This window comes from Bacillus cereus group sp. MYBK245-2, from assembly GCF_051916145.1.
Classification (GTDB): Bacteria; Bacillota; Bacilli; order Bacillales; family Bacillaceae_G; genus Bacillus_A; species Bacillus_A pacificus.
The window spans coordinates 86710-112585 of the sequence record NZ_JBQAGB010000015.1 but is presented as its reverse complement, the minus strand read 5'-3'; the positions used below and the strand labels follow the sequence as shown (position 1 = coordinate 112585).

Genomic DNA, 25876 nt, shown 5'->3' with positions numbered 1-25876 from the left:
AATACGAAACGGATTAAGGCAAAATTAAAAATGAGCCCGGTACAATACCGGACTCATTTGGATCAAGCTGCCTAATGAAATAACCGTGTCTAACTTTTAGGGGTCACTTCACTGTATATTTTACAGATGCTCTTCTTTTTATACATGTATATTATTTTTTTTGGGTGGAAAATATAGATGTATTCGTAGTTTAATAGAAGAGAGATTAATAGTTTGAAGTTTCTCTATTTTTAAATAAATATAAAAGTTGAATGATTTATCGGTTTTAATAGGAGGGGAAAGTAGAATGGAATTTTTACGTATTGAAAATGATGAGGTTTTAATCAATAATATGGCACAGTTATATTGTAAAGCATTTGAGAAAACAAATTTCAATGAAATGATTGAGCGAATGAAAAGACATGTAGAATATACAGATTTTAAAGGTATAGTAGCAATAAATGATGAAAATGAAGTGGTTGGTTTTACTTATGGTTATCGCTCATTAGAAGGACAGTACTATAATCAATTAATGAGAGAAGCGTTGAATCTAGAGCAAGTAGAAGAGTGGTTACAAGATTGTTTTGAATTTGTAGAGTTAGCAGTTCATCCACAATATCAAAATGAAGGTCTTGGAACAAAATTACATAATGAATTACTAAAAAGGATTTCAAATAGAACGAGTGTTTTAACAACGCAAATAAATAATGAAAAAGCGCGTTCGTTATATGAAAGATTAGAGTGGGTAAATATATTGGAGCCATTCCATCCAAGTAAAAATGATGTTCCATATATAATAATGGGAAAAACATTAAAAACAAAAGTGAATTGATAATTATTTTGTTCGCAAAGGTTATTATCTTGTAATAATAAAGGGGAAAGCAAAAATGACAACAATATTTATAGAAAAAGCTACAATTTTAGATGCAGAAAAGTTAACAGAAATAATGACAAGAACATTTGATGAAGAAGAAAAACGATGGTTATGTGGTCAAGGTGATGTTATTGACTATAACATCCAACCACCAGGGTATTCTTCAGTAGAAATGATGAGATATTCAATCGAAGAATTGGATTGTTACAAAGTGATAATGGATGGAAAAATAATCGGGGGAATTATAGTTACGATCTCAGGTAAATCATATGGCCGAATTGATCGTATTTTTGTAGAGCCTGTTTATCAAGGAAAAGGAATTGGGTCATATGTAATTAAATTAATAGAAGAGGAATATCCGAGCATAAGGATTTGGGATCTCGAAACATCTAGTAGACAACTTAATAATCATCATTTTTATAAAAAGATGGGCTATGAAACTATTTTTAAGTCTGAAGATGAGTATTGTTATGTAAAAAGAATCACTGTAGAGTCAGCTGAAGAGAACCTAATAAAAAATAAAGATATGAAAAATAGCCAATACGAAAACTGTAATCTAGCAAATACAGAGTATTATCAAGTGAATTTAAAAAACAGTTCCTTTGTTGGTAGCAATATGATGAATATGAAGATGAGTAATTGTAATGTGAGACAATCAAATTTTAGAAATATAAATTTTAGAAATTCTTCATATGCAGATTTAAATCTTTCTGGTAGTAAATTTAATTTTGTGACTTTAGGTGGAGTTCAATTTAAAGATACAAGTCTCGGAGAAGATAAAGATCCTATTTCATTTAATAGATGTGATTTAGAAGGTAGTACGATAAGTAATAGTAATCTAAAAAATATGGACATAGAAAATTGTGATATAACCGGTATGAAAATAAATGGTATTCCAATTGAAAAACTGCTTGCGTTATATAATAAAGTAAAAAGTTAACCGTAATGTAGATAAGTTGCTCGCGAATCTAATGTTATACTGAAATAATTATGTAAAAATAATATAAAGAAATAAAGAAGAGAAGGGGTTTCATTCAGGAGGATAGAAATATGTATTGTTATGAATATGGAGGGAAGAAAATATGACGATCAAAGTAAGAGCGGTAGAAATACAAGATGCTAGAGCGATTCACCGTATATGCATACAAGATGACGTTTTACCTTATATGGTTTTCTTACCTAGCATGCGTGTAGATGCGATGGAAAATAGAATTCGAAATTTAGCTTCAAATCAATTTGAATTTGTTGCAGAGTATGATGGGGAAGTTGTAGGATTTGTTGGATTAACCCAAAGTCCAGGACGTAGATCTCATTCGGGTGACTTGTTTATCGGGGTGGATAGTGAATATCATAATAAAGGCATTGGAAAAGCTCTTCTTACAAAAATGCTTGATTTGGCTGATAATTGGTTAATGCTAGAGAGAGTAGAACTAGGTGTTTTAGAAACGAATCCGAAAGCGAAATCTTTATATGAAAAATTCGGATTTGTAGAAGAGGGAGTAAAGATAGGGAATTTGAAAGCTCACGGAAAGTTTATTAATGAAATTATGATGAGTCGTTTTAGACCTGACGGTTTAATCGTACATAATGCATAGTGAAAGCATGACAGTATAATGTCATGCTTTTTTGAAAAATTCTTTGTTATAGTATATTGTTTTTATATTTGTAAGATTTTACATACGTGTTTTACTTTTACTAATTATGTAAATAGGCTATACTAAAATACATACATTTTAGTATTGGAGAGAGAAGTAAAACAACATGGAATTAGTGAAATTGGAAAAAGTAATTGAAATAAAGAAAGAAGAACTTTTATATTTAGTATCAGATTACGGAATTCAACATGAAAAAGTATTGGCATTAAGTCAAGAAATAGACAAATTAATTAATTACTTTATGTTTTTAAAATAGGAAGAACTATGACATGATGTGAAAATGTTATAGTTCTTTTTTATTTGGAAATTCAGATGTATATTCTATATACTAATAATGGATGGAATATTCTGTTTTGTTGGAGGGGAATATATGATATTACATACACACATTTCAGGTGAAGGAGAACCAATTATACTTTTACACTCTGGTGGTATGACAGGTTTAGTAGAATATGAAGAGCAGGTAGCATTTTTTCGAGAACAAAATTATCAAGTCATTCGCCCTGATTTAAGAGGGCATGGAAGATCAGGAGGAGCATTGGAGGATTATTTCATACGTTCTGCAAAGGATTTATATGATACGTTAGAGCATCTACAAATTGATAGATGTCATATAGCTGGTGTTTCACTAGGAGGATTAGTCGCTTTATTATTTGCAAAAAAGTATCCAGAGAAAGTGAGAACATTAACTTTTTCAGGTATATTTCCGGTTAAGAGGGATAATTGGGAAGAGTCATTGGAGTATGAAGCGAAGTGTCACCAGCAATTGATGAAAAATGAAGAAGTTGTAACGTATATGAATCAAATTCATGAAAAAAGTGATTGGAAAGCATTGCTTGAATCGTGGCAAGTTAAAGATTGGTACCCTTTCGATGAAACTGGTGATGTAGCGAATCTTCAAATACCTACACTTTGTATTGTTGGGGGAGATTCAGAAGATGAAGTTACAGCTGCAACAACGTTCAAACAATTAAACAAAAATATTCATATTGCCGTTATTCCGTTTGCTGGTCATTTAGTGCATAATGATCAACCAAAAATTTATTCGAATATATTGTCTAATTTCTTACAGAACGCGCAAGTTGCTAGTCGAATATAAGGACTTTTGGGTATAATAATAAAGGAATTATTAATTGTATCGGTTAGGAGCGCAATACATATGAAAACAGTTGTTGTCATCGGTGGAGGTATAACAGGGCTTTCTACTATGTTTTATTTAGAAAAATTAAAAAAGGATTATAATATAGATTTAAATTTAATCCTTGTAGAAAAAGAAGAGTACTTAGGTGGGAAAATCCATAGTGTAGAAGAAAAGGATTTTATTATGGAATCCGGAGCAGATTCTATCGTTGCTCGTAATGAACATGTCATGCCGCTTATAAAGGATTTAAATTTAGAAGAAGAAATGGTGTATAACGAAACGGGTATTTCTTACATATATTCTGATAATACTTTACATCCAATTCCTTCTGATACTATATTTGGGATACCGATGAGTGTCCAGTCGTTGTTTAGCAGTACGCTAGTATCAACGAAAGGGAAAATTGTTGCTTTAAAAGATTTCATAACGAAAAATAAAGAGTTTACGAAGGATACTTCTCTTGCTGTATTTTTAGAAAGCTTTTTAGGGAAAGAGTTAGTAGAAAGACAAATTGCTCCGGTGCTTTCAGGTGTATATTCCGGAAAATTGAATGAGCTTACTATGGCGTCTACACTACCGTATTTACTGGATTATAAAAATAAATATGGAAGTATTATTAAAGGTTTTGAAGAGAATAAAAAACAGTTTCAATCAGCAGGAAATAAAAAGTTCGTATCATTTAAAGGTGGATTATCTACGATTATTGATCGTTTAGAAGAAGTGCTGACTGAGACGGTTGTTAAGAAGGGTGTTGTAACGACAGCTATAAGTAAACAAGGTAATCGCTATGAAGTCTCCTTTGTAAATCAAGAATCAATCCAAGCTGATTATGTTGTTTTAGCAGCTCCGCATGATATCGCAGAAACTTTATTACAGTCTAATGAGTTAAACGAGCAGTTTCATACATTTAAAAATTCATCACTTATAAGTATTTACTTAGGATTTGATATACTAGATGAACAATTACCAGCGGACGGCACAGGATTTATCGTAACAGAAAACAGTGATTTACATTGTGATGCTTGTACATGGACAAGTCGGAAGTGGAAACATACATCTGGAAACCAAAAGCTATTAGTGAGAATGTTTTATAAGAGCACTAACCCAGTATATGAAACGATTAAAAATTATAATGAAGAAGAACTAGTACGAGTCGCTTTATATGATATTGAAAAAAGTCTCAGAATTAAAGGTGAACCAGAAGTAGTTGAAGTGACAAAATGGAAAGATTTAATGCCGAAATATCATTTAGAACATAATCAAGCAGTTCAAACATTACAAGAAAAAATGAAGGATCTATATCCTAATGTATACTTAGCGGGTGCCTCATATTACGGTGTCGGCATTGGTGCGTGTATTGGAAATGGAAAGAACACTGCAAATAAGATAATTGCAACATTAAATGAACCGACAAATTAATATAGCATAAATAAATAAATGAATAAATGAATAAATAAATAAATAAATAAATAAAATGTCCCTCCGTTATATTGGAGGGACATTTTATTTATTTTACTTGAATTGAGATCTTTTGATTCGTTTTATGATTCTCAGTAATCGTTAATGTTATGTTACCGGATTCTTTAAATGAATATGATGAGAGTTGATAAAGCTCTTTTATACCATGTTTCTCTTTTAATTTATTGGCAGGAATTAATGTAATGTTCGGTTTCCATGTTTCCTGTTTACCTGAAGGATAGTTTACTATTATTTCTGGATTATTTAATTGCGTTTGTTTCCAAGAGGCAAAATGTAGCTTAACTTCTGTATCTTTTTTTAGTAGTTCTTCTGAGAAATATCCAAGCTCTCCAACATTACCGAAAACAGTAAAGTTTTGATTTTGAAGTGTGATATCTAAATGTTTAGGTTGATATGTTGCTGCGTGATAGATTCCATATGAAAGAGAAAGAGTAGCGGCGATTAAAATGCTGATTGAAAATGTTTTAAAGCTATTGCCTTTAAAACTAGTCATCATGAATGAGTTTGGGGCGAACTTTTTCGCAAATAAAAATATGAGTAATATGAGTAAGAGGGATAAGCTGATGAATATATACAAAGGAAATTTACACCTCCACAATAAAATAATGTATCAACTATATTTTACCATAAATGTATGGGGTAGGGTGTTGTTTTAGAAGGGAAAAGTGAGTATGGAATAAAGAGATGATCAGTGTACTATGATCATCTCTTTATTTTTCGCATCATGTAAATGCAAGAAGGGTTACTCTTAGTTCGTATTGAATTAAGAAGGTAGGCTACTCTTGAAATATTTGATTAATGGGACATTGAGGACTTTCCTAATTATAAATATGTTTTCTGCTATAATGAATAAGTAGAAAGAAAGGAGTGATCCTATGGCATTTCCTATATTAGAAACAGAACGTTTGCGTTTAGTTGAAATAGAACAATCTTATTGTCAAAAAATATTTGAAATCTTTTCATTGGATGAGGTAACGTGTTTTTACGGTATGAATTCTTTTACGGAGTTTGGACAAGCTTCACGTATGATTGAATCTTTTTCAAAAAATTATTTTGAGAAAAAGGCAATACGATGGGGGATTGTATTAAAAGAAACAAATGCTTTAATAGGTACAATTGGATTAAATAATTTACAATTATGGAGTAAACGATCTGAAATTGGATATGACTTACATCCTCGTTATTGGGGGAATGGTTATGCGTCAGAAGCAGCCAGGGAAATTATTCATTATGGATTTCAAGATTTAGGCTTATTTAGAATTGGTGCTATTACATACCCTGAAAATGTTACTTCTTGTAAAATGTTATCTAAAATAGGCTTTCATAAAGAAGGGTTATTACGTGGATATATTCATCAAGGAAATAAGCAACATGATGCACTATTGTATTCTATAGTTCGAACGGATGTTGAACATATCAATTTATAATAAAAAACCCCTCTTATTAAAGAGGGGTTAAGTAAAAATTAACCTAATTTAGGCAATAAACGTTCTCCGCTTTTCATGCTACTTTTACATAAAGGGCATTTAGGCTCTTCTTCAAATGAAAAGTTCTTTCTCATCCATCCTAAACAATCCTCTGCTTCACATTCCCAGACAGGGGTTTGTTCTGGTGGTACTTCTGCTACATCGTTCTTTCGATTGCGATACATGTAACCACTCCTTTTATGTAAAAAATTTTAGTTATATATTAAAAAGGTTGTTAACCGTGCTGGTAACAACCTTTTTATTGTTTGAATTATAGCTTTACAACGTTTTTAGCTTGAGGTCCACGGTTACCGTCTTCAACTTCGAAGCTAACTTCTTGACCTTCGTCAAGAGATTTGAAGCCGTCGCCAGTGATAGCTGAGAAGTGAACGAATACGTCGTTGCCACCTTCAACTTCGATGAAACCGAAACCTTTTTCGCTGTTAAACCATTTTACTTTACCTGTTAATGTCATGGTAATGCCTCCTAAAAATTAAAAAGATTACAATATGTTCGGCCTTATTTGAATGAAAAATAAAATTTCACATATTATCAAAAACCCATAAGGAATATAAAATGTTCCTAATTGATACTTGATAATATGCAAAGAAAATATACTGTTAAATTGACCTTAATTACTATCTTACAACAAATGGTGGGAAATAGCAAGTGCTGGTAATACCAGTGTGAAATAGGATGGTAAAAGACACAAAAACATCTCTTTTATTTATATATTATTCCTAATTTTGGTTTATGCTAAACTAAGAACATTTTTATTGAAAGTTTGTATTATTGAATCGATATATAGTATAAGAATAGTGTTGATGTATTTGTTAAGGAGGCGAGAATATTGCAGTCTAATCAATTTAAAATAATTGAAGCAGCCAAAGAAGGAAGAAGAAAAGTTCATCCAGTATTTGCTGTTATACTTGCAATTGTATTTTTGACTTTAGGTGAATTGTTCATGATATTTATGCTGTTTTTACCGAAAGCAGAAACGATTATTATGAAAGCGATTTATAGTAACATTGAGATGATATTAACGTTTGGTGGGGCTGTGTTTTTTGTTTTTCTATGGATTAGATTTGTAGAGAAAAGATCAATTTCATCTATTGGATTTTGGAGAAATCAGTGGATAAGAAAATATTTAAGAGGTGCATTAATAGGTTTTGTTTTTATTTCAATACCAGTCATGCTACTTTTATTAACCGGAAATGTACAACTACAAATGCAACATATTACACCAACCGCTATACTTGGAATTGTGGGATCTTTAGTTGCTTTTTTAATACAAGGTGCAACAGAAGAAATTGTTGTTCGAGGTTGGTTATTTCCAGTTCTTTCTGTTAGAAGCCGTATATGGGTCGGGATTGCTGTGACTTCTTTTTTATTTGGTTTTCTTCATTTACTAAATCCAGGTATTACAATTCTTTCAATATCGAATATAATATTAGTTGGTGTATTTGCAGCTTTTTACGTTTTGAAAGACAGTAGCCTTTGGGGGATATGTGCGTGGCATTCCATTTGGAATTGGGCACAATATAACGTATTCGGTTTTGCAGTTAGTGGAATGGCAATGTATTCTACACCACTTTTTAAACCTATAACAAGCGGATTGGAATTCCTTCATGGAGGCTCGTTCGGAATTGAAGGGAGTATCATTACAACAATAATGCTCTCTATCGCTTCAATTGTTTTATGGAAACAGTTATGGGGGAGAAAAGCGAAACAACGAAATTTTAGTTAATGAAAGAGGGAGAAACTATGGGGGTTATAGCGTTTGAGGGAGCGAGTGCGGTTGGTAAGAGCACAACGTGTCGTGAGTTAGAAAAGAATTATGGTGCTTATATTATACCTGAAGTGAATTTATTATTTGAAAGACCAAAAAATGAACATAGAACATGGTATTTTGAAAAACAAGTAGAGCGCTGGAAAATAGCAATGCAGAAGTCAGAGCAATATGAAATAGTAATACTTGATGGAGACATTTATCAGCCGCTTAGTTATAATTGGTGTTTCCATTTTGAAATATTTGATCAGCCATTATCTTTAATAGAAAACTTTTATAAAGAAAAGCTGATTAATAGGGAAATTGGTTTTCCTGATCAATATTTTTATTTATATACGAATGATGAAGAACTTAGAAAACGGAAAGAATCTGACGAGACAAAAAGAAGAAGAAACTTTGAAAAACATTTACATATATCAAAATCGTTTCAACGTTATTATGAAAATTTAAATACTGTTACAGACGGGTACTGTAAATTAATTGAGGCAAAAAGTATAAAGTCGAATGAATTAGAAATTGTGAAGAGTTTAAACAGTATAAAAGTGTGTGAAGAGAGACGTTTTGATGTTTCGAGGTTAAATGCGATTACGAAGTGGTTAAAAGAAAATCGCGCATAAAAAGAACGAGTACCTTTTAAGGTACTCGTTCTTTTTATGCATATTGAATATGTAAGTTCGTTTCACAAATTGTTTTTAAAATTTGTAAGTTTGCTTGTTCATTTTTCTGAATAGCATTTTTATATTTAGGTAAGAAGAGTTGAGAAGGATAAACTGGGAGTTCACCGCAAATATCAATACCATAGACAGATTTATTCATAATTAGAGAATGAATAAATTGTAAAAGTCTAGATAATTTCATGTGCCCTTGATCCCAATTGGTAATAGAAACTTTTGGATCTAAAACATCCTTATCAATGCTTACATATATTGTTTCTGTATGAATATGTGAAAGTATTGTATGTATGGACACTTCATGTGATATATCAATTGGAAAAACTTCTACGTATGAACAATCATTAGAATGAATTGTTAGAGAAGAAGGTCCAATAATGATTACCTTCTTTAAATTACCATTATCTCGAAGAGAAAATGATACCCAAGATCCACAGGAAATAAGAGTCTGTTCATTCGCGCCCTTTAAGTCCATATCAGTATGATGATCAAATAGTATAAGGGTAAAAGGTTTGTCCATTTCTTCTAATAATAAATAAGATACATAATGATAATTTCCAGAACCTATAAAAGTAATCCCTTTATTCTTTCTACGATTTAATGCCCTTTTGATATGCATTAAAGAAGTGTTTTCGCAATATAGGTTTGTGTGTTTTAAATGAGTAAAATCAATATCTTCATGTGAATAAGAATGTAGTTTATTTTGTAATAAATACGTATCATCAAAGTTTAAAAAAGTTAAACTGTTATGCAATAAACTCATATTTATTCATCTCCTTTAAATATAAGGTTATCATTTATTTTTATAAAATTAAAATGAAATGCTTAGAGGTGAAATTGTATTTGAAAAAGATGGTGGTTTTGACAGAATAATCTTTCAATTTATAAAAGAAAGAAATATAATATAAGGAAATACATATGTGGTTTAGAGAATAGAAAAAATGAAATGAGATATGCGGGAGGAAACAAGCAAGATGAAAACATTCTTTAAAATAATTGGAATTATAGCTGGTATGGCGGTAATCGGAGTAGGTGTAACATATGGCATGCTGTATTATTTGAATAACAGTAAAACAGCTGCGAAAAAGGCATCACCAGCTGCTCCGGCAGCAGAAGTGCTGGCTGATAGTAATGTAAAAGCTGAAGATGCAAAGGTTTTAGAAAATGGCAATCATTCATTACCAAATAGCGGCTTTAATAAAAATTTTAAATGGACAGATGAGAACATACAGACAGCTTTACATGAAATGGCACATCAAAAAACGAAGGCTGATCAAAAGTGGGGTTATATTTTTATCACACAAGAACGAATTGAAAGCTTACTTGATATTGTAAAGAGTAATGATCTAGTACAAGGAAAAACATATGCAGACATTTTAGAGAGATGGAAACAAGGAAAATATGAAAAGATGGATGAGGATCACAATAAGATTTGGAAATTACAAAGCGGGAATTTAGGAGAAGGAAAAGGAGTAATGTCAGAAGCGGAACAAAAAGAGTTAATTAATCAAGTGTTTATGCAAAAAGGTACATATTCAGGTAGTAAATTAATTGCAGGTGGAGAACAGACTAATAAATAAGAAGTATGTTGATTTTGAAACACCTTTGTTGTTATGCATACAAAGGTGTTTTTGTTGACACAAGAAATAAATGGGAATATGATTCATATATGAAATAAATTAGAGGGGCTTACATTACATATGAATAACAGAGAGCTTTACGGTAATATTCGTGATGTTTATCATTTACTCCAAAAAAATCTAGATAAGGCAATCGAACAGTATGATATAAGTTACGTACAATTTGGAGTGATTCAAGTACTCGCAAAATCTGGGAAAGTATCTATGTCAAAGTTAATTGAAAACATGGGATGTGTTCCAAGTAATATGACAACAATGATTCAACGGATGAAGCGTGATGGTTACGTAATGACAGAGAAGAACCCGAATGACCAACGTGAAACGCTCGTTTATTTAACTAAAAAAGGTGAAGAGACGAAAAAGCAAGTCGATGTGCAATATAGTGATTTTTTAAAAGAGAATTGTGGTTGTTTTACGAAAGAAGAAGAAGGGATTTTAGAGGATTTATTATTAAAGTGGAAGAAGCACTTGAATTAAATATAGTAAAAATGTAACACTCTGTTACATTTTTATTTATATAAATACTTCATATATGAAATAAAATGTAGAGTAGTAAAAATTGAAGAAGGGGTCATAATAAAGAATTATTTCATATATGAAATAAAGGGGAGTTATATATGGAGTTAAAGTCAATGATACGCATTTTGGCAATTGTAGCTTTTTTTGTTGGATTAGATTCATTATTAGTGGCACCTTTATTACCAGTAATTACAGAAACAATTAGTATTCCTGATGGAAGTGGAGGGTTATTAATTACTATTTATGCACTTTGTTATGGAATAACTGCACCTGTATTTGGAACGATGTCTGACAGAGTTGGAAGAAAACGTATGATCATAATAGGATTTACTATTTTCTCTATTTCTACATTTTGTACGGGATTAGCGAAGAGTTTTGAAATTCTTTTATTATTTCGCGGCCTAACAGGTTTATCTGGTGCGATGATTATGCCAAGTGTTTTTGCATTAGTAGGTGATAAAGTTACATATGAGTCAAGAGGAAAAGTGATGGGAACGATTATGGGAGCAATGGTAGGTTCGACAGTCATTGGAGTACCTATAGGTGCATTTTTATCTGAAGTAGGAAATTGGCAATGGACATTTTATAGTATAGGACTATTAACTTTATTTCTTACATTACTAGTTAATCGCATATTAAGAAATGAAAAACAGAGAAACGATGTGCATGTTTCTATAGCGAAAACGTTAAGTGCACCACTTAAAATGGTTTTAGTAAATGTTTCAGTTTTATTTGCATTATTAGCAACGTTTCTATGGACAATTGGATTACACGGCATGTTTTCGTACATAGGTGTTTATTATGGGAATAATTTTGGCCTTTCCGTTGGTGAAATAGGTGTTGTAATCTTTTTGGCGGGAGTTGGTAGTGTAGCTGGTAACATTTTGGGTGGGAAGTTAGCTGATAAAATAGGAAAGAAGAATGTTATATCCATTGCGAGTATTGTAACCTCAATAAGTGTAATATTATTCTCGCTTTCCATAGAAAATCTAGTAATTGCAATTACTTTACATATCATTTGGAGTTTATTTATTGGATTTGGCCAAGCATCATTAACGGCACTAATTTCAGAATTAAAACCAGATGTGCGGGGGACTGTGATGGCATTAAATAGCTCTGCCATGTATATTGGGATGACTATTGCTTCTGGCTTAGCGTCGCTTACCGTAAGTAATGGATTTCCGTTTTCTTCTTTAGGAATAATGTGTGCAATTGCTAGTTTACTTGTCCTTCCGATTATATTTGTTCTAGTTAAAGGAAAAGCATTATCTAATAAAAAGAAGATGACTATATAAGGAGTATGAAAGAAAACGTGGATTGATATTCTTCAAAGGATTTCAGTTCATGTTTTCTTTCATATTCTTTTTATACTTTCATCAATTTTAATAGTGAAAGAAACGACTGTACTACAGGGGAAATCCATCTAGATTTATGATAGATTATATGACTTTGAATAACAGTTGACGTTTCGATAGGCTGAAAACAGAGTTGTTCTTTTTGACAACTTTCTTGTACAACGATGTAAGGAAGAATTGAAATTCCTAACTCACACATAACGGATTGTTTAATAACTTCAACGTTGGAAGTTTCAAATGTTTTAGCTGGAATATTCCCGCTTTGACGTAAAAAACGATCTACCATTGGTCTATAACCGCAGCTTTGTTCAGTAAAAATAAACTGAGTATCCTTTAATAAACAAAACGGATTAGATTGTGTAGAATAATGGGGTGGTAAAATCCATCCAAATGTTTCATTACTAAATGTACGCGTAATAAAATCATTATGTTCTATACATTCTCCAATTATGAAGACAATGTCTGTTTCTCCTTCACGTAATTTTTGTAATGCTTGTTCATTTGTATTTGTTTCAAGTACGATATTTACTTTCGGATTTTTCTGTTTGTAAGTACGTAATAATTGTGGTAAACGGTACACTGCTAATGATTCGTTTGATGTAATACTTAATGTACCTTCTAATTGATCGGTATTTTGAGGAATTACTTGCGCTTTTTCATAAATTGCAAGTAATTCTAAAGCATAAGGATGAAATTGATGACCTGCTTTTGTAAGAAGTACTTTTTTTCCTAACCGATCGAAAAGAGGAATATGTAAATCGTTCTCTAATGCTTTCATATGCGCAGTAACTGTAGATTGCGCATAACCTAATGCATGAGCAGCTTTAGAAAAACCACCATACTTAACAATCGCACAAAATGTTTTAACATGTCTCATTTCCATAAGTAATCCCTCTTTTATTATCATGATTTGTGAATGATTATATCACGTATTTCAATTTTCCAAATGATTAAATTCTTTATAAAATAAAATTGTAGAAAGATTCATTTAAGTAAAATTGGAGGAGAAAAGATGATCAAAAAGGGCTATCATGTAGCTGTTGTTGGGGCTACAGGTGCGGTAGGGCAAAAAATTATCGAACTGTTAGAGAATGAAAAAAAGTTTAATATAGTTGAAGTTACATTGCTTTCGTCAAAGCGATCCGCTGGTAAGGTAGTACCATTTAAAGGACGAGAGATAATAATACAAGAGGCAAAAACAACTAGCTTTGAAGGTGTAGATATTGCCTTTTTTAGTGCTGGAGGAGAAGTTTCTAGGCAATTTGTGAATCACGCAGTCTCTAGTGGTGCCATCGTAATTGACAATACAAGTGAATATCGAATGGCACGTGATGTACCGCTTGTGGTTCCGGAAGTAAATGCGCATACTTTAAAGGAACATAAAGGTATAATAGCGGTTCCGAATTGTTCAGCATTACAGATGGTAACAGCTCTTCAGCCAATACGAAAAGCATTTGGTTTAGAACGAATTATCGTTTCCACTTATCAAGCTGTTTCAGGATCAGGTATTCACGCGATTCATGAATTAAAAAAACAGGCTAAGTCAATGCTTGCAGGTGAAGAAGTGGAGAGTACTATATTACCAGCGAAAAAAGATAAAAAACATTATCCAATTGCATTCAATGTATTGCCTCAAGTCGATATATTCACGGATAATGATTTTACCTTTGAAGAAGTAAAGATGATTCAAGAAACGAAGAAAATTTTAGAAGACCCAAACTTGAAAATGGCAGCTACTTGTGTGCGCGTTCCGGTTTTATCAGGCCATTCAGAATCGGTTTATATAGAGCTTGAAAAAGAAGCAACCGTTGCGGAAATCAAGGAAGTACTAATGGATGCACCAGGTGTTATTTTGCAGGATAACCCTAGTGAACAGCTGTATCCAATGCCATTATATGCAGAAGGGAAAATAGATACATTTGTCGGAAGAATACGTAAAGATCCTGATACGCCAAACGGATTCCATCTTTGGGTCGTTTCCGATAATTTATTGAAGGGTGCAGCGTGGAACTCAGTTCAAATTGCAGAGACGATGGTGGAAGATGGAATCATTTAGTATTAAGGAAACTAGGGGACTGTTAAAACTTACAGTTTCCTAGTTTTTATTTTATAACTGTGCGCTTTATTTCAGCCGTTTATGATTTGAAAGACAGTAAAAAACATCAAGAATGAATACAGTTTAATTGGTATGATATGGATAAATTCAATAAGGGGGAATTAGATGTATCAAGTAAAGGGGTATTTTTCATCGCTAAAAGGAAGTCATTATGACATCGGTAAGCAACAAGGGGAATTTGTAAAACAACATTCTTATCTTGTTCCGCAATTTATACAGAAAGAAAACTTAATATCGCATACTTAAATTTACTTGCATATTGGTTAAACTTTGGCGGGATTATTATTTGGTTAATTTCAATTGTTTTATTGCTAGTAGCGGCATATTTTACGAAGTATATTCCAATATCTAAAAAGGTACATTGAAATCTTAAAATATATAATGTTTTATTTTGCTTTGAAAAGAGATTAGCTTTGTAAAGAATGTACTGTTCTTTTTAGTTGTTCAATAAATTCTCGAGTTGCAGCGTACATATATTTATCTGTTCTATAAATAAGCCCTATTTCTATTGTTAGAATAGGATCTTCTATTTTAATAGCTTGAATATTTTTATTTTGTAAAAAGTCTATATACGGTTTTGGTAAAACTGTAATTCCCATTCCTTTTAAAACCATTTGGAGAAAACATAACAATTAGTGATATGTGTATGGAGAAGAAATTAATACGAAGGAAAGACTTGAAGGGATAAAAGAATAAAAATATTTTATTATAAATAGTGTATTTCTATTAGTAAAAGCTAATTAGAAAGCGCTATTTTTATAAAATAAACTAATTAATATCCGGAAATCTTAATATTGTTTTATTCGACTTATTTTCAAATAGTCAAAACATAAAATTAATTAGACTTTTTTTTTATGTTTTATGATAGTATATTGATTGGTAAGACCTCTATTTTTAAGAGTAGGTCATATAAGCATATCTAATTTAATGGAATTTAACATTTGGAGGTACAACATGGGGAATGTTGAAAAATTGGCAAGTCTTCTAATAGAAGAACCGAAAAGAGAGCAGTTATTTCCTTTATTTGAAGAAGTGTTTGGAATTACAACTCAAATATTGAATGATTTTTCGGATAAAGGGTATTGGGATGATACATATAAAGCTTTATCATTTTTACAAGAAGGTAAAGTGATTGCAAATGTTGCGGCATTTTCACTCCCATTATTAATTAATGGTGAAAAAATAAATGCGGCGGGTATTCAATCAGTAATGACACACCCTAATTTCCGTAGACAAGGGCTAATGACACAATTAATGGGTAAAATGATAGAAGAAATCGATAAGAAATGTGAATGTGCATTATTGTTTACGGAAAAACCGGAATTATACACAGCATTTGGATTTAAAGTTGTGCAGGAGTATTTAATGACTATTCCATATGATAAAAAGAATAATAATGATTCCTTACTTAGAGTGCTAGATTATTATATGGAAGAGGATAGAAAGTTAATACATGAAACTATAGATAGTAGCCAAAGACTTTCAAATAATTTTTCAACATTAAACTTCCATCCTTCGTTTTATTTGAATATGTATAATTCGGAATGGAATGAGAAATTGTATTATTCAGAGAAGTTAGATGCTCTAATTGTATATAAAGTAGATAATGAAAAGTTGAAATTATATGGAGTGTTTGCACCAGTAATTCCAGTTTTAGATGAAATATGTGGGGAAATCGCTGAAAGATTTACAGAAATCGAATTTTACTTTTCTCCAGATCAATTAGGGGTTGAGGATGTAAAGTTTACAGAATTACAGTCTAGTAAGTATTTAATGGTTCGAAGTGATAAAGAGTTAGATTTTAAAGGTTATAAATTCCCAGTATTAGCGGAGTTTTAAATGTCTATATAAATGCTTTACTATGGAGGAGCTATGAATATATCGTATATACCAGAACGTATTGAGCAACTTACTATAATGAATGTACCTGAATATTATAAGCTTAACGACAATCATGCGTTTATTGTCCGTTCGAAAGCCGAAACAGATTTTTGGCTTAAAACCCATTATGGATTCGAAGTAATGAATGGTCATGTATTTTATACAGAGACGATGACAGACTTTCAAGCTGAAGTTCAATTGCGTATGAATCCAAATTCAAAATTCGATCAAGCTGGTCTTTTTGTTATGGTTTCGGAAAAGTGTTGGTTGAAAACTTCATTAGAATATATTCCAGATGGTCCATCTCATTTAGGAGCTGTCGTAACGAATAATGGATATTCCGATTGGTCCACGCAAGACTTTCCGACAGAATTAGCTAACGAGCAACTTCGTTTTCGAATTGTTCGTAAACGTGGTGATTATACAATATATGTGAAGAAAATCCACCAATGGGAACAAATCAGAATCGCTCATTTGATGGAAGATATAGGGGATAAGCCTATTAAAATAGGTTTTTACACGTGTAGTCCTTCTAAAAATAATGGATTTGAGACTGAGTTTTTAGATTTTACAACTGAAAAAATATAGATGAAAAACCGTATTCTTTTCATTGAGAATGCGGTTTTTATATTTATATAATACAAAGCACATTTATTGACCGAAAAGTCATTAATGCTTATCATTTAATAATGTTAAATATTAATTTACATAATATAATAAAAGTAAGAAAGAAATTACAAACTATATCGCTTAAATAAGGGGGGATATGAATTATTCGTTGGTAATTTCATAGAAAAAGGAGATTATGTATGAAATCATTTCGCAAATTATTACAGTATTTAAAACCATACATGTTCTTCGCTATTATTGGACCGCTATTTATGGTACTTGAGGTTGCGATGGACTTAATTCAACCGACTATTATGCAACATATTATTGATGTTGGGATAGCAAATCGGGATATGAATTATGTAATAAAAATGGGACTTCTTATGATAGGAGCTGCAGCACTCGGTTTAGTTGGAGGACTTGGGTGTATGATGTATTCTACAAAAGCAGCTGTTAATTTCGCTACTGACATACGAAAAGATGTGTTTGCGAAAATAGAAACATTTTCTAGTGAAAATCGTGATTCGTTTGGAACGGGAAAGTTATTAACAATTGTTACAAATGATATTACTTCTATTCAATCGGCGATGACGATGACATTACGTGTTCTTGTTCGTGGTCCTTTGTTATTTATCGGAAGTATAATAATTGTTTTTATGACAGCGCGTGAGTTATTTCCTATATTACTCGTAGTCGTTCCAATTTTATTACTTGCGATTATATTCATTGCGAGTAAAGCAAGCGGGACGTTCAGAAAAGTGCAAGAAGCATTAGATAAAGTGAATACAAAGTTACAAGAAAATTTATCTGGAGTACGTGTGATTAAAGCGTATGTAAGACAAAAATATGAAATTAATCAGTTTGGAAATGTTAATACAAATTTAACGAAGATAAATATTCGAGCGGTGCAGCTTATTTCCTTAATGATGCCAATCATTATGTTAGTTGTAAGTGGCGGAATTGTCGCAACGTTATGGGTTGGTGGAGAGAAAGTATTTAATGGAACCCTTCAAGTAGGGGCTATATTAGCATTTATAAACTATTTGAATATTATTTTAATGTCACTTATGTCTATAAGTATGGTATTTATGCAAATCGCGCGAGCATTTCCGTCAGCGGATCGTGTACAGCAAGTTTTAAATACTGAGGTTGATATTACGAGCGAAACAAATGCGCTTGTACCTAAGGAAATTGAGGGAAATATTGATTTTAAAAATGTTAGTTATAGTTATACGAAAAATAATGAATATGTTTTAAAAGATATTTCATTTCGCATATGTAAAGGTGAAAAAGTAGGGGTTATCGGTTCTACAGGAAGTGGTAAATCCACTTTAGCAAAATTGTTACCACGCTTATACGATGTTGATCAAGGTGAAATATGTATTGATGGAATAAATGTTAAGGCATACGATTTACAAAAACTTCGTGGTTCAATCGGGTTTGTACCTCAAAAGGCATTGTTGTTTTCAGGTAGTATAGAAGAGAACTTACGTTATGGAAAAGAAGATGCAACGAAGGAAGAGCTGGAAGTGGCGGCTTCATCAGCTTGTGCGACTGAGTTTATTAACAAACTGGAAGATTCTTATCAATATCATATAACACAAGGTGCGACGAATTTATCAGGTGGACAAAAACAACGTGTATCCATTGCAAGGGCGCTTGTGAGAAAGCCATCTATTCTTGTATTAGATGATTCTACATCAGCAGTTGATGCTAAATCAGAATCTAACATTCAATCAGCGTTAAGGAGAGAATATAAAGGAACAACAACATTATTAATTGCTTCTAAAATCTCATCAATAATAGATGCTGATAAAATTCTCGTTTTAGATAATGGTGAATTAGTTGGTGATGGTACACATGAAGAATTGTTAGAACAATGCGAGGTTTATCAAGAAATCTATCTTTCCCAAGGTGGCAATTTGTATAAGGAAGGTGGGAAAGAACATGCGTAATTTCCAAGGGCAATTTGCTAATAAAGGTGGGCGTAACGCAACAAAGATGGGGAAGGCTAAAAATACGAAAGGAACTGTGATGAGAGTATGGAACTATATGGGCTATCAAAAGGCTGCTCTTACGTTCGTTATATTTTTAGTGTTTGTTACGACGTTACTTGGGTTATTAGGTCCGTATTTAATGGGAGTAATTATCGATCAATATATTGTACCGAAAGATTTAAGCGGTACGGCGAGAATGTGTTTGTTACTTATCGCGATTTACGGTGTAACAGTATTCTTAACTTGGTTACAAACATTTGTCATGGTTAACGTTGCATTAAAAACGATACAAAAAATAAGACAAGATATTTTCGAGAAAATTCAAACGCTTTCTTTACGGTTCTTTGATGTACGTTCTCAAGGGGATTTAATGAGTCGTGTAACAAATGATATAGATAATTTGAATCAAGCGTTGACACAAAGTGTTGTACAAATTATTTCATCAGCGCTAACTTTTATAGGTGTGACGATTGCGATGTTCGCATTAGATTGGATTTTAGCAATTGTTACTTTAATTACAGTACCTATTATGTTTTTCGTTACAAAAAAACTAGTTGCTTATAGTGGCAAAAACTTTGCAAAGCGTCAAAAAGATTTAGGAGAATTAAATGGATTTATTGAGGAAGCTATAACAGGAGCGGATGTTACAACGTTATACGGGAAAGAAAAAGAAACCGTACAGAATTTCAATAAAATTAATGAACAACTAAGAGTTTCAGCAACGAAGGCGGATACATTTTCAGCTTTTATTTTTCCAAGTATGAACTTTATTAACAACTTAGGTATGGGACTTGTAATTGGAACTGGATCAGTAATGGTTTTAAATGGAATGACAACTGTAGGTGTCATTGCAGCTTTTATTAATTATTCTCGTCAGTTCTCAAGACCACTTAGTCAATTCGCAACTTTAATGAATACGATTCAAGCGGCAGTTGCTGGGGGGGAACGTGTCTTTGAAATTATGGATGAAGTACCGGAAATCAAAAATAAAAAAGATGCATTCGTTGTACAAAATTTACAAGGCCATGTTGCACTCGAGAATGTTTCATTTGGATATGAGGAAAATAAAACGATTTTAAAAGAAGTGAGTCTGAAAGCGCGGCCAGGGGAGACAATTGCTTTAGTAGGACCAACTGGATCGGGTAAAACAACAATCATTAATTTGCTAACGCGCTTTTACGATATACAGCAAGGGCAAATTTATATTGATGGAAAAAACATAAAAGAATATGATATGAATTCGTTGCGAAGTAAAATAGGAGTAGTTTTACAAGATACGTATTTATTTGCTGGGACGATTATGGATAATATACGTTATGGTCGATTAGATGCTAGTGATGAAGAGGTAATCAATGCAGCTAAGGCAGCATCTGCACATTCTTTTATAAAACATTTACCGAATCAATATGAAACGAAAATTGCTTCAGAAGGATCGAATTTAAGTCAAGGACAAAAACAACTTCTTGCGATTGCACGGGCAATTTTAGCAGATGCAGATATATTAATTCTCGACGAAGCAACATCTAATATTGATACGAGAACAGAATTACAAATACAAGAAGGACTAAACAATTTAATGAGAGGTCGAACAAGTTTCGTAATCGCTCATCGACTGAAAACGATTGAAAAAGCAGATCAAATCCTTGTTATAAAAGATGGAAGTATTTTGGAAAAAGGGAACCATGAATCTCTCATGGAAGATAGAGGATTTTACTTTGATCTGTATACGAGTCAGTTTAAAATTTAATAAGAATTTTTGATAGGGTGCGGTTTCTCTAGAAAGGAGAAACCGCATTTTTATATTTGTAAACATTACTATCTAAATATTCGTTCACTAAATGTTTTAACTGCGTCTTTCTTGCATACAAAGTAAAACATACAAATGGTGGCAACCTTAATGAGTATTTCACGTTCTATTTAAATGTTTTAATGATTTATTAAAAAAAGACACTGTTTCCAGTGTCCCAACTTACTACGAGAGTTTTATCCCGCATTAACAGGCAGTAAGACCCCCACCTCAAAATTCAGCGGAAGCAAAGAAGTTAGGTGGGGATGAACAAAACCCCCCACTGATTAAAGTTTCACCTTGTGAGGAAACTTAAATAGGTGAATCTAAGTTTCTCTATAATATATGAAACTACAATTAGAAAATCATATATTTTTTAAAGAAGTTAATGGGTAATTGTACGTGCTAAAATCTTTATTAAAAATATCCTGTACTAATTGGATAGTTTCATAGTCATAAAAGCTATCGTATGTTGGGAGGCGTGGGAATAAAGGATCGGTAATATCAGCATCTGCAAAATTACCTCTAAAAATCGCCCTGTCTTTCTGATGATGCCATGATTTGGTTAGTATGTGTAAAGGAGAAGTTTTTAATTGATATGTTTGTTCTAAGTGCTCAATTTCAGTAGAGAAATTTTCAAGGTAGATATACTTTGTAACAAACTCTTCCTCACCTGGTTCATATTGCTGCATTAAATGTGGATCTACTTGTTCTAAATCTATCATTTGCTCTTTTAAGTAGTAGAGAAAGATTTTAAATGAAATAGGTTTATTACAAAATTCATTACCATAATAAAAATTCCGAATAGGATTCCATGCTGGGTTTTCTATGTAAGGGGGGGCAATTAGTGAAAAAAATGAACTTACAGCTCTTATATAGGGGTTCCTCACTAATTTATAGGTATCTTTTCCGTTTGTATTTAAAGCTGCAGCTAGTTCAATAAAGTAGTCCGAGGAGTTTTTGTATATTTCATTTTCATAATTATGGATGAAAGAATCGTATTTTATTGCTTCTTTAAATAAATTTATTTGATAAAAAAACCAATGTGCAAGAGAGGTACAGCCACTTTTTTGACTCCAAAATAAAATCAAAGGGAAGTTAGAATTAAAGAGGGGAACGCGTCCGTATTTAATAATATTTGAAAAAGACATTATTAGCCTCCATTCAGTTATGTCAAGTACTTTTAGCTTATGAATAAAAGACTTGGTATATGAACAAGAAAAGAGAAGTAGAATAGATAATTTAAAATAATACAAATTTAAAAATAAAAGAGTCATTTGCAAAGAAAAAAAGAGCTTGCAAATGGATAAACTCTTAGAAAAAATAGATTTTATGAGCACTGAATTACCATATACCTTATGTTTTATTCTGCATGATCGTGAAAAAACATTGAATAAAAGGAGCATATATTTAAATGTGTTCCTTTAAAAGGTGGCAGCTCACAAGGCTTAATTTATAAGCTGAATACGTGTGCAGCCCGTATTTAAAAAGGACAGCTAGCAAAAGCTAACTGATAAGCCTTCGGGTATGAAGGGGAAACAGAAACAATATATACATTATTAACGTGATATTGGCTTTTATTCGGAAGTAGAAGAAATAAATAAGTTTAGGCTGTTCCAACTTGACTTTGGTCGGCAACATCAGAATCAAATGTGTTGGTTGCACTAACACCGTTAAATGTATTAAGCACAAAAGCAACATTAGATGCACCTGAACCATTATAAGCTTTTGTATTTTCTTTTGGAGAAACATTATAAAAATCACCTAAGTTGAAAGAACCGTTACTATTTTGTGCAACCATATTTCCGACAATAGATGGCATAACTTTCACCTTCTTTCCTAGGAAGTACTTAACTTAGTATATGGTGTATGTGTCTAGTGGTTCATCTGAAACGGAGAATTTTGAAATGAAGTAAAAGTTCAATAGAGTAAATCCAACGGAGGGGAACCGTATCGTATGAATCAATTTTCATTTTTTGAGGATATCGGTGAAAAGGAAATGCGAAGACTTGTGGTGAAGGAGCTAAAAAGCTACAAAGCATTGTGCGTCAGAATGAAAAATCAAGAAGATCAGGAAAATTAACGAAGAGAGTGTGTTTATAAGCTAGTACATTTATATATTGAAAAACTAGTTAAGCAGGGAGAAATAAAGGAAGTAAAAAGAAGCAGAAGAAAAAGATGATTCTAGAAAAAGCAACCAGTTGGGTGCTTTTTCTTTTACACAAAACAAACTCAATGAAAAAAACAGCGATGTATGAGATTTTTATACTAGTCAGTTTGAAATTTAATATAGTGCGGTTTCTCTAGAAAGGAGACACCGCACTATTATATTTGAAAAGATACTTAGAAATGTAGAGTTGAAACTTTTATATATATACGAATTGTTAGCAAAAACTAGCAGCTTCAGTGACAGATGGAAGAATTAATTTACGTGGAATTGTAATAATCTCAAGAGCCATCTGTGCTGAATAGATAAGTATTGGAGTTAATTCTAAAGTGTGAGTTAATAATAATATAAAGCTTGTTAGGATTGCGAAGCTCCCCCAAAAGAAACTTTTTGAAGTGTTACGGAAATCTTTTATTAAAGAAAAGAAAGAAAAAAATGCTGTAACAATGAGTATCAAAAATTTATATTTATCAGTCATTAAACTCCTCCTTGAGACCAGTAACTTATATTATAACGCATTTTTCTGTATTATAATAAAAAGATTTTGAAATAAGTAGTTTAAAGTCATAAATACTGCAACTTAAAGGGATGGCGGATTACCTTGATCGGAAAGGTTGGTGGTATGAAATTAAGTGAAATTCTAGTTTAGTAGAACAGAAATTTTTAAAAACGATAGGACATAAAAAGAGGATTACTTATTATGAGTATTCCTCTTTTTATAATGTTACCTCGTATAAATATGATTAGATATAGAAGATTTCTGTTTTAATACATAATAAGTAATACATGTAAGTCAGAGGTTCACCGGAAATTTCAAGTATATTTACAAAACATATATTTAAAAAGAAAAAAATGAGAATTTGAATTTAATTAATTACTATTGAAATAGCACTAAAAACTAATAAGACAGCCATAATGATGTTAAATGATGTAGTATGTTTTAATAAAAGTTTTTGGAACATAGAACCAAATAAGCTCCAACTGAATGTACTCATTAACCCGACTACACCTAGAAATAATGAGAAGAGTAGAAAACTTGAATATGAATTATAGTAAGGGAGAATAAAAGTTGACACTACAGTCAGCCCGAATAGTATCCCTTTAGGATTAACAAATTGAAGAAAAATCCCGACTGTAAATAAGTTTTTATTATGTTTTTCATCTGGATCTGCACTAGTTTTACTAGTGAGTATTTTAAAGGCTAAATATAGCATGTATGCTACACCTAAAATTTTTAAAGGGAATTCAATTATAGGTAGGATATTAATTAGTACAATATTAAAGAAGCTACATAATGAAGTGAGGATGAAAAAACCGAAAGCTACTCCAAAGCAAAATTGCATACTCTTTTTTAAACCATGTTGATTGGCGTATGTCATAGCTAAGAAATTGTTAGGACCGGGTGTGAAGCTACTTATAATAACAAATAACAAAAAAGAAAATATAGGCATTTCAAAACCCCCTAATTATTTGGTGTATGTTATAATGACCGAAAATAACAATATAACGTGTGCTTTTTATTATACATAACGGTCGTTATATTGTATATGATTTAGGAGTGTTTCTTATGGAAGAAATTCAACTTATTCTGGCAAAAAATTTAAAAACAATACGAGAGAAAGAAAAATTAAGTTTAGAAAAAGTTGCCCAATTAACAGGTGTGAGTAAAACAATGATTGGACAAATTGAACGTGGAGAGTCAAGTCCAACATTAACAACGATATGGAAAATAGCTAATGGGTTGAAAGTGTCTTTTACTTCTTTAATTAATAATCCCCAACCGGATACGAAAGTCGTTTTACGAAGTGATGTTCAAGCATTATTAGAAGACAATGGGAGATATAAAGTGTATCCATCTTTTCCTTTTCAAGATAATAGGAACTTTGAAATCTATACAGTTGAAATTGAAAATGAAGGAAAATTAAGTTCGGAAGGCCATAAAGAAGGGACCGAAGAATTTATAACGGTGTTTGAAGGGGAATTGACAATTGAAATAAATGATTGTCAATATAAATTAAATAGTGGGGATTCAATTCGCTTTAAGGCGGATAGACCACACTCTTATCATAATTTCGGAAGAACGCTAACTAGGTTAAGTATGACCATATATTATCCGATTATATAAATTTACTATTTCATGAAGAATATAAAGAAAAGTGCGTTGATAAACCATCTATAAAAGATGGTTTTATTTTTGAAATTCATAAAAAAGGACACTCGTTTGAGTGTCAACATAGTATTGCTCTCGCGTATAGGATTGGAGTTTGTTTCTCATATACGTATTGAGATGGTTCGCATTTGAGAAACTACCTTCACCTTTAATGTAACATTGGCAGAGAGCAGTGTAAATTGATAATGTATATACGGAAAATTTAGTATAGATACTTTGTACTATGAATATAGTACAAAGTATTTCTTATTGCAAAATCACTGTCGTGAAGTTATTAATATATAAGCTTAAGGAATGATGTAATAGTTACTATTTTAGCATTTAAGAATGATTATTATAAAAAAGAACGAATCATTTTTTAATCGATTCGTATAATTGTTAAAGAGGCACCTGTTGAACCACCCTCAACTAAATTAACTATGGATAATACGCCGAATAGTTGAAGTGAAATTATATTACCAGCAATTAAATTGATTATTAAATTATTATTATAATTTGAAGTTGATATTGCGGGTGAAAAGATAGATCCGGAAAGTGGAGTCGAAGAGTTTAATAGTAGCGATTTAGTATTTGGGAATGGAA

Annotated in this window: 29 protein-coding genes and 3 pseudogenes; 21 read left to right on the top strand and 11 right to left on the bottom strand. The window is 31.9% G+C overall.

Going from position 1 to position 25876, the window contains the following annotated elements; genetic code table 11:
* The first annotated feature begins 286 nt into the window (after nucleotides 1-286).
* The 6 genes from ACTFRN_RS21975 to ACTFRN_RS21950 all read left to right on the top strand — a co-directional run bounded on the left by ACTFRN_RS21975 (nucleotide 287) and on the right by ACTFRN_RS21950 (nucleotide 5068).
* Nucleotides 287-811, top strand: a complete 525-nt coding sequence (locus tag ACTFRN_RS21975) for a GNAT family N-acetyltransferase (protein WP_049111726.1) — start codon at nucleotides 287-289, stop codon at nucleotides 809-811.
* Between the two features lie 55 nt (nucleotides 812-866).
* The gene (locus tag ACTFRN_RS21970) at nucleotides 867-1793 is read left to right on the top strand and encodes a GNAT family N-acetyltransferase (protein WP_000207432.1); all 927 of its coding nucleotides are present in this window, start codon (nucleotides 867-869) and stop codon (nucleotides 1791-1793) included.
* 142 nt (nucleotides 1794-1935) lie between these two features.
* On the top strand, nucleotides 1936-2448 hold the full coding sequence (locus tag ACTFRN_RS21965) for a GNAT family N-acetyltransferase (protein WP_000153565.1): 513 nt from the start codon (nucleotides 1936-1938) through the stop codon (nucleotides 2446-2448).
* 166 nt (nucleotides 2449-2614) lie between these two features.
* Nucleotides 2615-2764: an aspartyl-phosphate phosphatase Spo0E family protein gene (locus ACTFRN_RS21960; protein WP_000424361.1), complete on the top strand. Its 150-nt coding sequence runs from the start codon at nucleotides 2615-2617 to the stop codon at nucleotides 2762-2764.
* 114 nt (nucleotides 2765-2878) lie between these two features.
* Complete coding sequence (locus ACTFRN_RS21955) at nucleotides 2879-3607, top strand: alpha/beta fold hydrolase (protein ID WP_074568283.1); 729 nt, start codon at nucleotides 2879-2881, stop codon at nucleotides 3605-3607.
* A 60-nt stretch (nucleotides 3608-3667) separates the two neighbouring features.
* Nucleotides 3668-5068 carry a protoporphyrinogen oxidase gene (locus ACTFRN_RS21950; RefSeq protein WP_049111731.1) on the top strand — a complete coding sequence of 467 codons (1401 nt, stop codon included), beginning with the start codon at nucleotides 3668-3670 and terminating at the stop codon, nucleotides 5066-5068.
* Between the two features lie 88 nt (nucleotides 5069-5156).
* Here the strand turns inward: ACTFRN_RS21950 and ACTFRN_RS21945 are convergent, their stop codons facing one another.
* On the bottom strand, nucleotides 5157-5705 hold the full coding sequence (locus ACTFRN_RS21945; RefSeq protein ID WP_049111734.1) for a hypothetical protein: 549 nt from the start codon (nucleotides 5703-5705) through the stop codon (nucleotides 5157-5159).
* Between the two features lie 298 nt (nucleotides 5706-6003).
* Here ACTFRN_RS21945 and ACTFRN_RS21940 point away from each other — a divergent pair, with 298 nt between their 5' ends.
* A complete protein-coding gene (locus ACTFRN_RS21940) occupies nucleotides 6004-6555 on the top strand; it encodes a GNAT family N-acetyltransferase (protein WP_000885371.1) in 552 nt (183 codons plus the stop codon).
* A gap of 38 nt (nucleotides 6556-6593) precedes the next feature.
* Here the strand turns inward: ACTFRN_RS21940 and ACTFRN_RS21935 are convergent, their stop codons facing one another.
* Both ACTFRN_RS21935 and cspD read right to left on the bottom strand, forming a co-directional pair.
* Entirely contained in the window at nucleotides 6594-6779 is a 186-nt protein-coding gene (locus tag ACTFRN_RS21935) for a cold-shock protein (protein WP_000286198.1), read from the bottom strand.
* Between the two features lie 86 nt (nucleotides 6780-6865).
* The gene (cspD, locus tag ACTFRN_RS21930; RefSeq protein ID WP_000176368.1) at nucleotides 6866-7069 is read right to left on the bottom strand and encodes a cold-shock protein CspD; all 204 of its coding nucleotides are present in this window, start codon (nucleotides 7067-7069) and stop codon (nucleotides 6866-6868) included.
* A gap of 375 nt (nucleotides 7070-7444) precedes the next feature.
* Here cspD and ACTFRN_RS21925 point away from each other — a divergent pair, with 375 nt between their 5' ends.
* Both ACTFRN_RS21925 and ACTFRN_RS21920 read left to right on the top strand, forming a co-directional pair.
* The gene (locus tag ACTFRN_RS21925; RefSeq protein WP_088106781.1) at nucleotides 7445-8341 is read left to right on the top strand and encodes a CPBP family intramembrane glutamic endopeptidase; all 897 of its coding nucleotides are present in this window, start codon (nucleotides 7445-7447) and stop codon (nucleotides 8339-8341) included.
* Nucleotides 8341-9000 carry an AAA family ATPase gene (locus ACTFRN_RS21920; RefSeq protein ID WP_124878286.1) on the top strand — a complete coding sequence of 220 codons (660 nt, stop codon included), beginning with the start codon at nucleotides 8341-8343 and terminating at the stop codon, nucleotides 8998-9000. The genes ACTFRN_RS21925 and ACTFRN_RS21920 overlap by 1 nt, the downstream gene beginning before the upstream one ends.
* 34 nt (nucleotides 9001-9034) lie before the next feature.
* Here ACTFRN_RS21920 and ACTFRN_RS21915 read toward each other — a convergent pair whose 3' ends face one another.
* The gene (locus ACTFRN_RS21915; protein ID WP_049122608.1) at nucleotides 9035-9817 is read right to left on the bottom strand and encodes an arginase family protein; all 783 of its coding nucleotides are present in this window, start codon (nucleotides 9815-9817) and stop codon (nucleotides 9035-9037) included.
* 211 nt (nucleotides 9818-10028) lie between these two features.
* Here ACTFRN_RS21915 and ACTFRN_RS21910 point away from each other — a divergent pair, with 211 nt between their 5' ends.
* The 3 genes from ACTFRN_RS21910 to ACTFRN_RS21900 all read left to right on the top strand — a co-directional run bounded on the left by ACTFRN_RS21910 (nucleotide 10029) and on the right by ACTFRN_RS21900 (nucleotide 12508).
* Nucleotides 10029-10634, top strand: a complete 606-nt coding sequence (locus ACTFRN_RS21910) for a PRK06770 family protein (protein WP_074568282.1) — start codon at nucleotides 10029-10031, stop codon at nucleotides 10632-10634.
* Between the two features lie 120 nt (nucleotides 10635-10754).
* Nucleotides 10755-11171 carry a MarR family winged helix-turn-helix transcriptional regulator gene (locus ACTFRN_RS21905; protein ID WP_001065033.1) on the top strand — a complete coding sequence of 139 codons (417 nt, stop codon included), beginning with the start codon at nucleotides 10755-10757 and terminating at the stop codon, nucleotides 11169-11171.
* Between the two features lie 140 nt (nucleotides 11172-11311).
* Nucleotides 11312-12508 (top strand): MFS transporter, encoded by a 1197-nt coding sequence (locus ACTFRN_RS21900; protein WP_074568281.1) that lies wholly within the window; start codon nucleotides 11312-11314, stop codon nucleotides 12506-12508.
* Between the two features lie 70 nt (nucleotides 12509-12578).
* Here the strand turns inward: ACTFRN_RS21900 and ACTFRN_RS21895 are convergent, their stop codons facing one another.
* Entirely contained in the window at nucleotides 12579-13451 is an 873-nt protein-coding gene (locus ACTFRN_RS21895; protein ID WP_074568280.1) for a LysR family transcriptional regulator, read from the bottom strand.
* A gap of 129 nt (nucleotides 13452-13580) precedes the next feature.
* On the opposite strand from ACTFRN_RS21895, the gene ACTFRN_RS21890 reads away from it, so the two are divergent.
* Together ACTFRN_RS21890 and ACTFRN_RS21885 are read left to right on the top strand one after the other, a co-directional pair.
* Nucleotides 13581-14624, top strand: a complete 1044-nt coding sequence (locus tag ACTFRN_RS21890; protein WP_000591701.1) for an aspartate-semialdehyde dehydrogenase — start codon at nucleotides 13581-13583, stop codon at nucleotides 14622-14624.
* A 165-nt stretch (nucleotides 14625-14789) separates the two neighbouring features.
* Nucleotides 14790-14924 (top strand): annotated as a pseudogene (locus ACTFRN_RS21885) (C45 family autoproteolytic acyltransferase/hydolase); the annotation flags it as partial.
* A gap of 167 nt (nucleotides 14925-15091) precedes the next feature.
* Here the strand turns inward: ACTFRN_RS21885 and ACTFRN_RS21880 are convergent.
* Nucleotides 15092-15304, bottom strand: a pseudogene (locus ACTFRN_RS21880) (LysR family transcriptional regulator substrate-binding protein); the annotation flags it as partial.
* A gap of 334 nt (nucleotides 15305-15638) precedes the next feature.
* Here ACTFRN_RS21880 and ACTFRN_RS21875 point away from each other — a divergent pair.
* The 4 genes from ACTFRN_RS21875 (at nucleotide 15639) to ACTFRN_RS21860 (ending at nucleotide 20918) form a co-directional block, all read left to right on the top strand.
* On the top strand, nucleotides 15639-16523 hold the full coding sequence (locus ACTFRN_RS21875) for a GNAT family N-acetyltransferase (RefSeq protein WP_074568278.1): 885 nt from the start codon (nucleotides 15639-15641) through the stop codon (nucleotides 16521-16523).
* Between the two features lie 33 nt (nucleotides 16524-16556).
* Nucleotides 16557-17153: a DUF1349 domain-containing protein gene (locus tag ACTFRN_RS21870; protein WP_074568277.1), complete on the top strand. Its 597-nt coding sequence runs from the start codon at nucleotides 16557-16559 to the stop codon at nucleotides 17151-17153.
* A gap of 221 nt (nucleotides 17154-17374) precedes the next feature.
* Nucleotides 17375-19129: an ABC transporter ATP-binding protein gene (locus tag ACTFRN_RS21865; protein ID WP_074568276.1), complete on the top strand. Its 1755-nt coding sequence runs from the start codon at nucleotides 17375-17377 to the stop codon at nucleotides 19127-19129.
* Nucleotides 19122-20918, top strand: coding sequence for an ABC transporter ATP-binding protein (locus ACTFRN_RS21860; protein WP_001243541.1), 1797 nt, complete (start codon nucleotides 19122-19124; stop codon nucleotides 20916-20918). The genes ACTFRN_RS21865 and ACTFRN_RS21860 overlap by 8 nt, the downstream gene beginning before the upstream one ends.
* A gap of 404 nt (nucleotides 20919-21322) precedes the next feature.
* On the opposite strand, the gene ACTFRN_RS21855 is transcribed toward ACTFRN_RS21860, so the two are convergent.
* A complete protein-coding gene (locus ACTFRN_RS21855) occupies nucleotides 21323-22108 on the bottom strand; it encodes a sulfotransferase family 2 domain-containing protein (protein WP_061680673.1) in 786 nt (261 codons plus the stop codon).
* A 455-nt stretch (nucleotides 22109-22563) separates the two neighbouring features.
* Nucleotides 22564-22779, bottom strand: a complete 216-nt coding sequence (locus ACTFRN_RS21850; RefSeq protein ID WP_001139344.1) for a spore germination protein — start codon at nucleotides 22777-22779, stop codon at nucleotides 22564-22566.
* 135 nt (nucleotides 22780-22914) lie between these two features.
* Here ACTFRN_RS21850 and ACTFRN_RS21845 point away from each other — a divergent pair, with 135 nt between their 5' ends.
* Nucleotides 22915-23040 (top strand): hypothetical protein, encoded by a 126-nt coding sequence (locus ACTFRN_RS21845; protein WP_014893752.1) that lies wholly within the window; start codon nucleotides 22915-22917, stop codon nucleotides 23038-23040.
* 301 nt (nucleotides 23041-23341) lie between these two features.
* On the opposite strand, the gene ACTFRN_RS21840 is transcribed toward ACTFRN_RS21845, so the two are convergent.
* Nucleotides 23342-23602, bottom strand: coding sequence for a hypothetical protein (locus ACTFRN_RS21840; protein WP_000130518.1), 261 nt, complete (start codon nucleotides 23600-23602; stop codon nucleotides 23342-23344).
* Between the two features lie 92 nt (nucleotides 23603-23694).
* On the opposite strand from ACTFRN_RS21840, the gene ACTFRN_RS21835 reads away from it, so the two are divergent.
* Nucleotides 23695-23760 carry an N-acetylmuramoyl-L-alanine amidase C-terminal domain-containing protein gene (locus ACTFRN_RS21835; RefSeq protein WP_367633995.1) on the top strand — a complete coding sequence of 22 codons (66 nt, stop codon included), beginning with the start codon at nucleotides 23695-23697 and terminating at the stop codon, nucleotides 23758-23760.
* Between the two features lie 230 nt (nucleotides 23761-23990).
* On the opposite strand, the gene ACTFRN_RS21830 is transcribed toward ACTFRN_RS21835, so the two are convergent.
* A complete protein-coding gene (locus tag ACTFRN_RS21830; RefSeq protein WP_049122404.1) occupies nucleotides 23991-24575 on the bottom strand; it encodes a LysE family transporter in 585 nt (194 codons plus the stop codon).
* 59 nt (nucleotides 24576-24634) lie between these two features.
* Between ACTFRN_RS21830 and ACTFRN_RS21825 the strand changes: the two genes are divergently transcribed.
* Nucleotides 24635-25249, top strand: a complete 615-nt coding sequence (locus tag ACTFRN_RS21825) for a helix-turn-helix domain-containing protein (RefSeq protein WP_124878288.1) — start codon at nucleotides 24635-24637, stop codon at nucleotides 25247-25249.
* A gap of 403 nt (nucleotides 25250-25652) precedes the next feature.
* On the opposite strand, the pseudogene ACTFRN_RS21820 reads toward ACTFRN_RS21825, so the two are convergent.
* Nucleotides 25653-25853: pseudogene (locus tag ACTFRN_RS21820) on the bottom strand (BclA C-terminal domain-containing protein); the annotation flags it as partial.
* Between the last annotated feature and the right edge of the window lie 23 nt (nucleotides 25854-25876).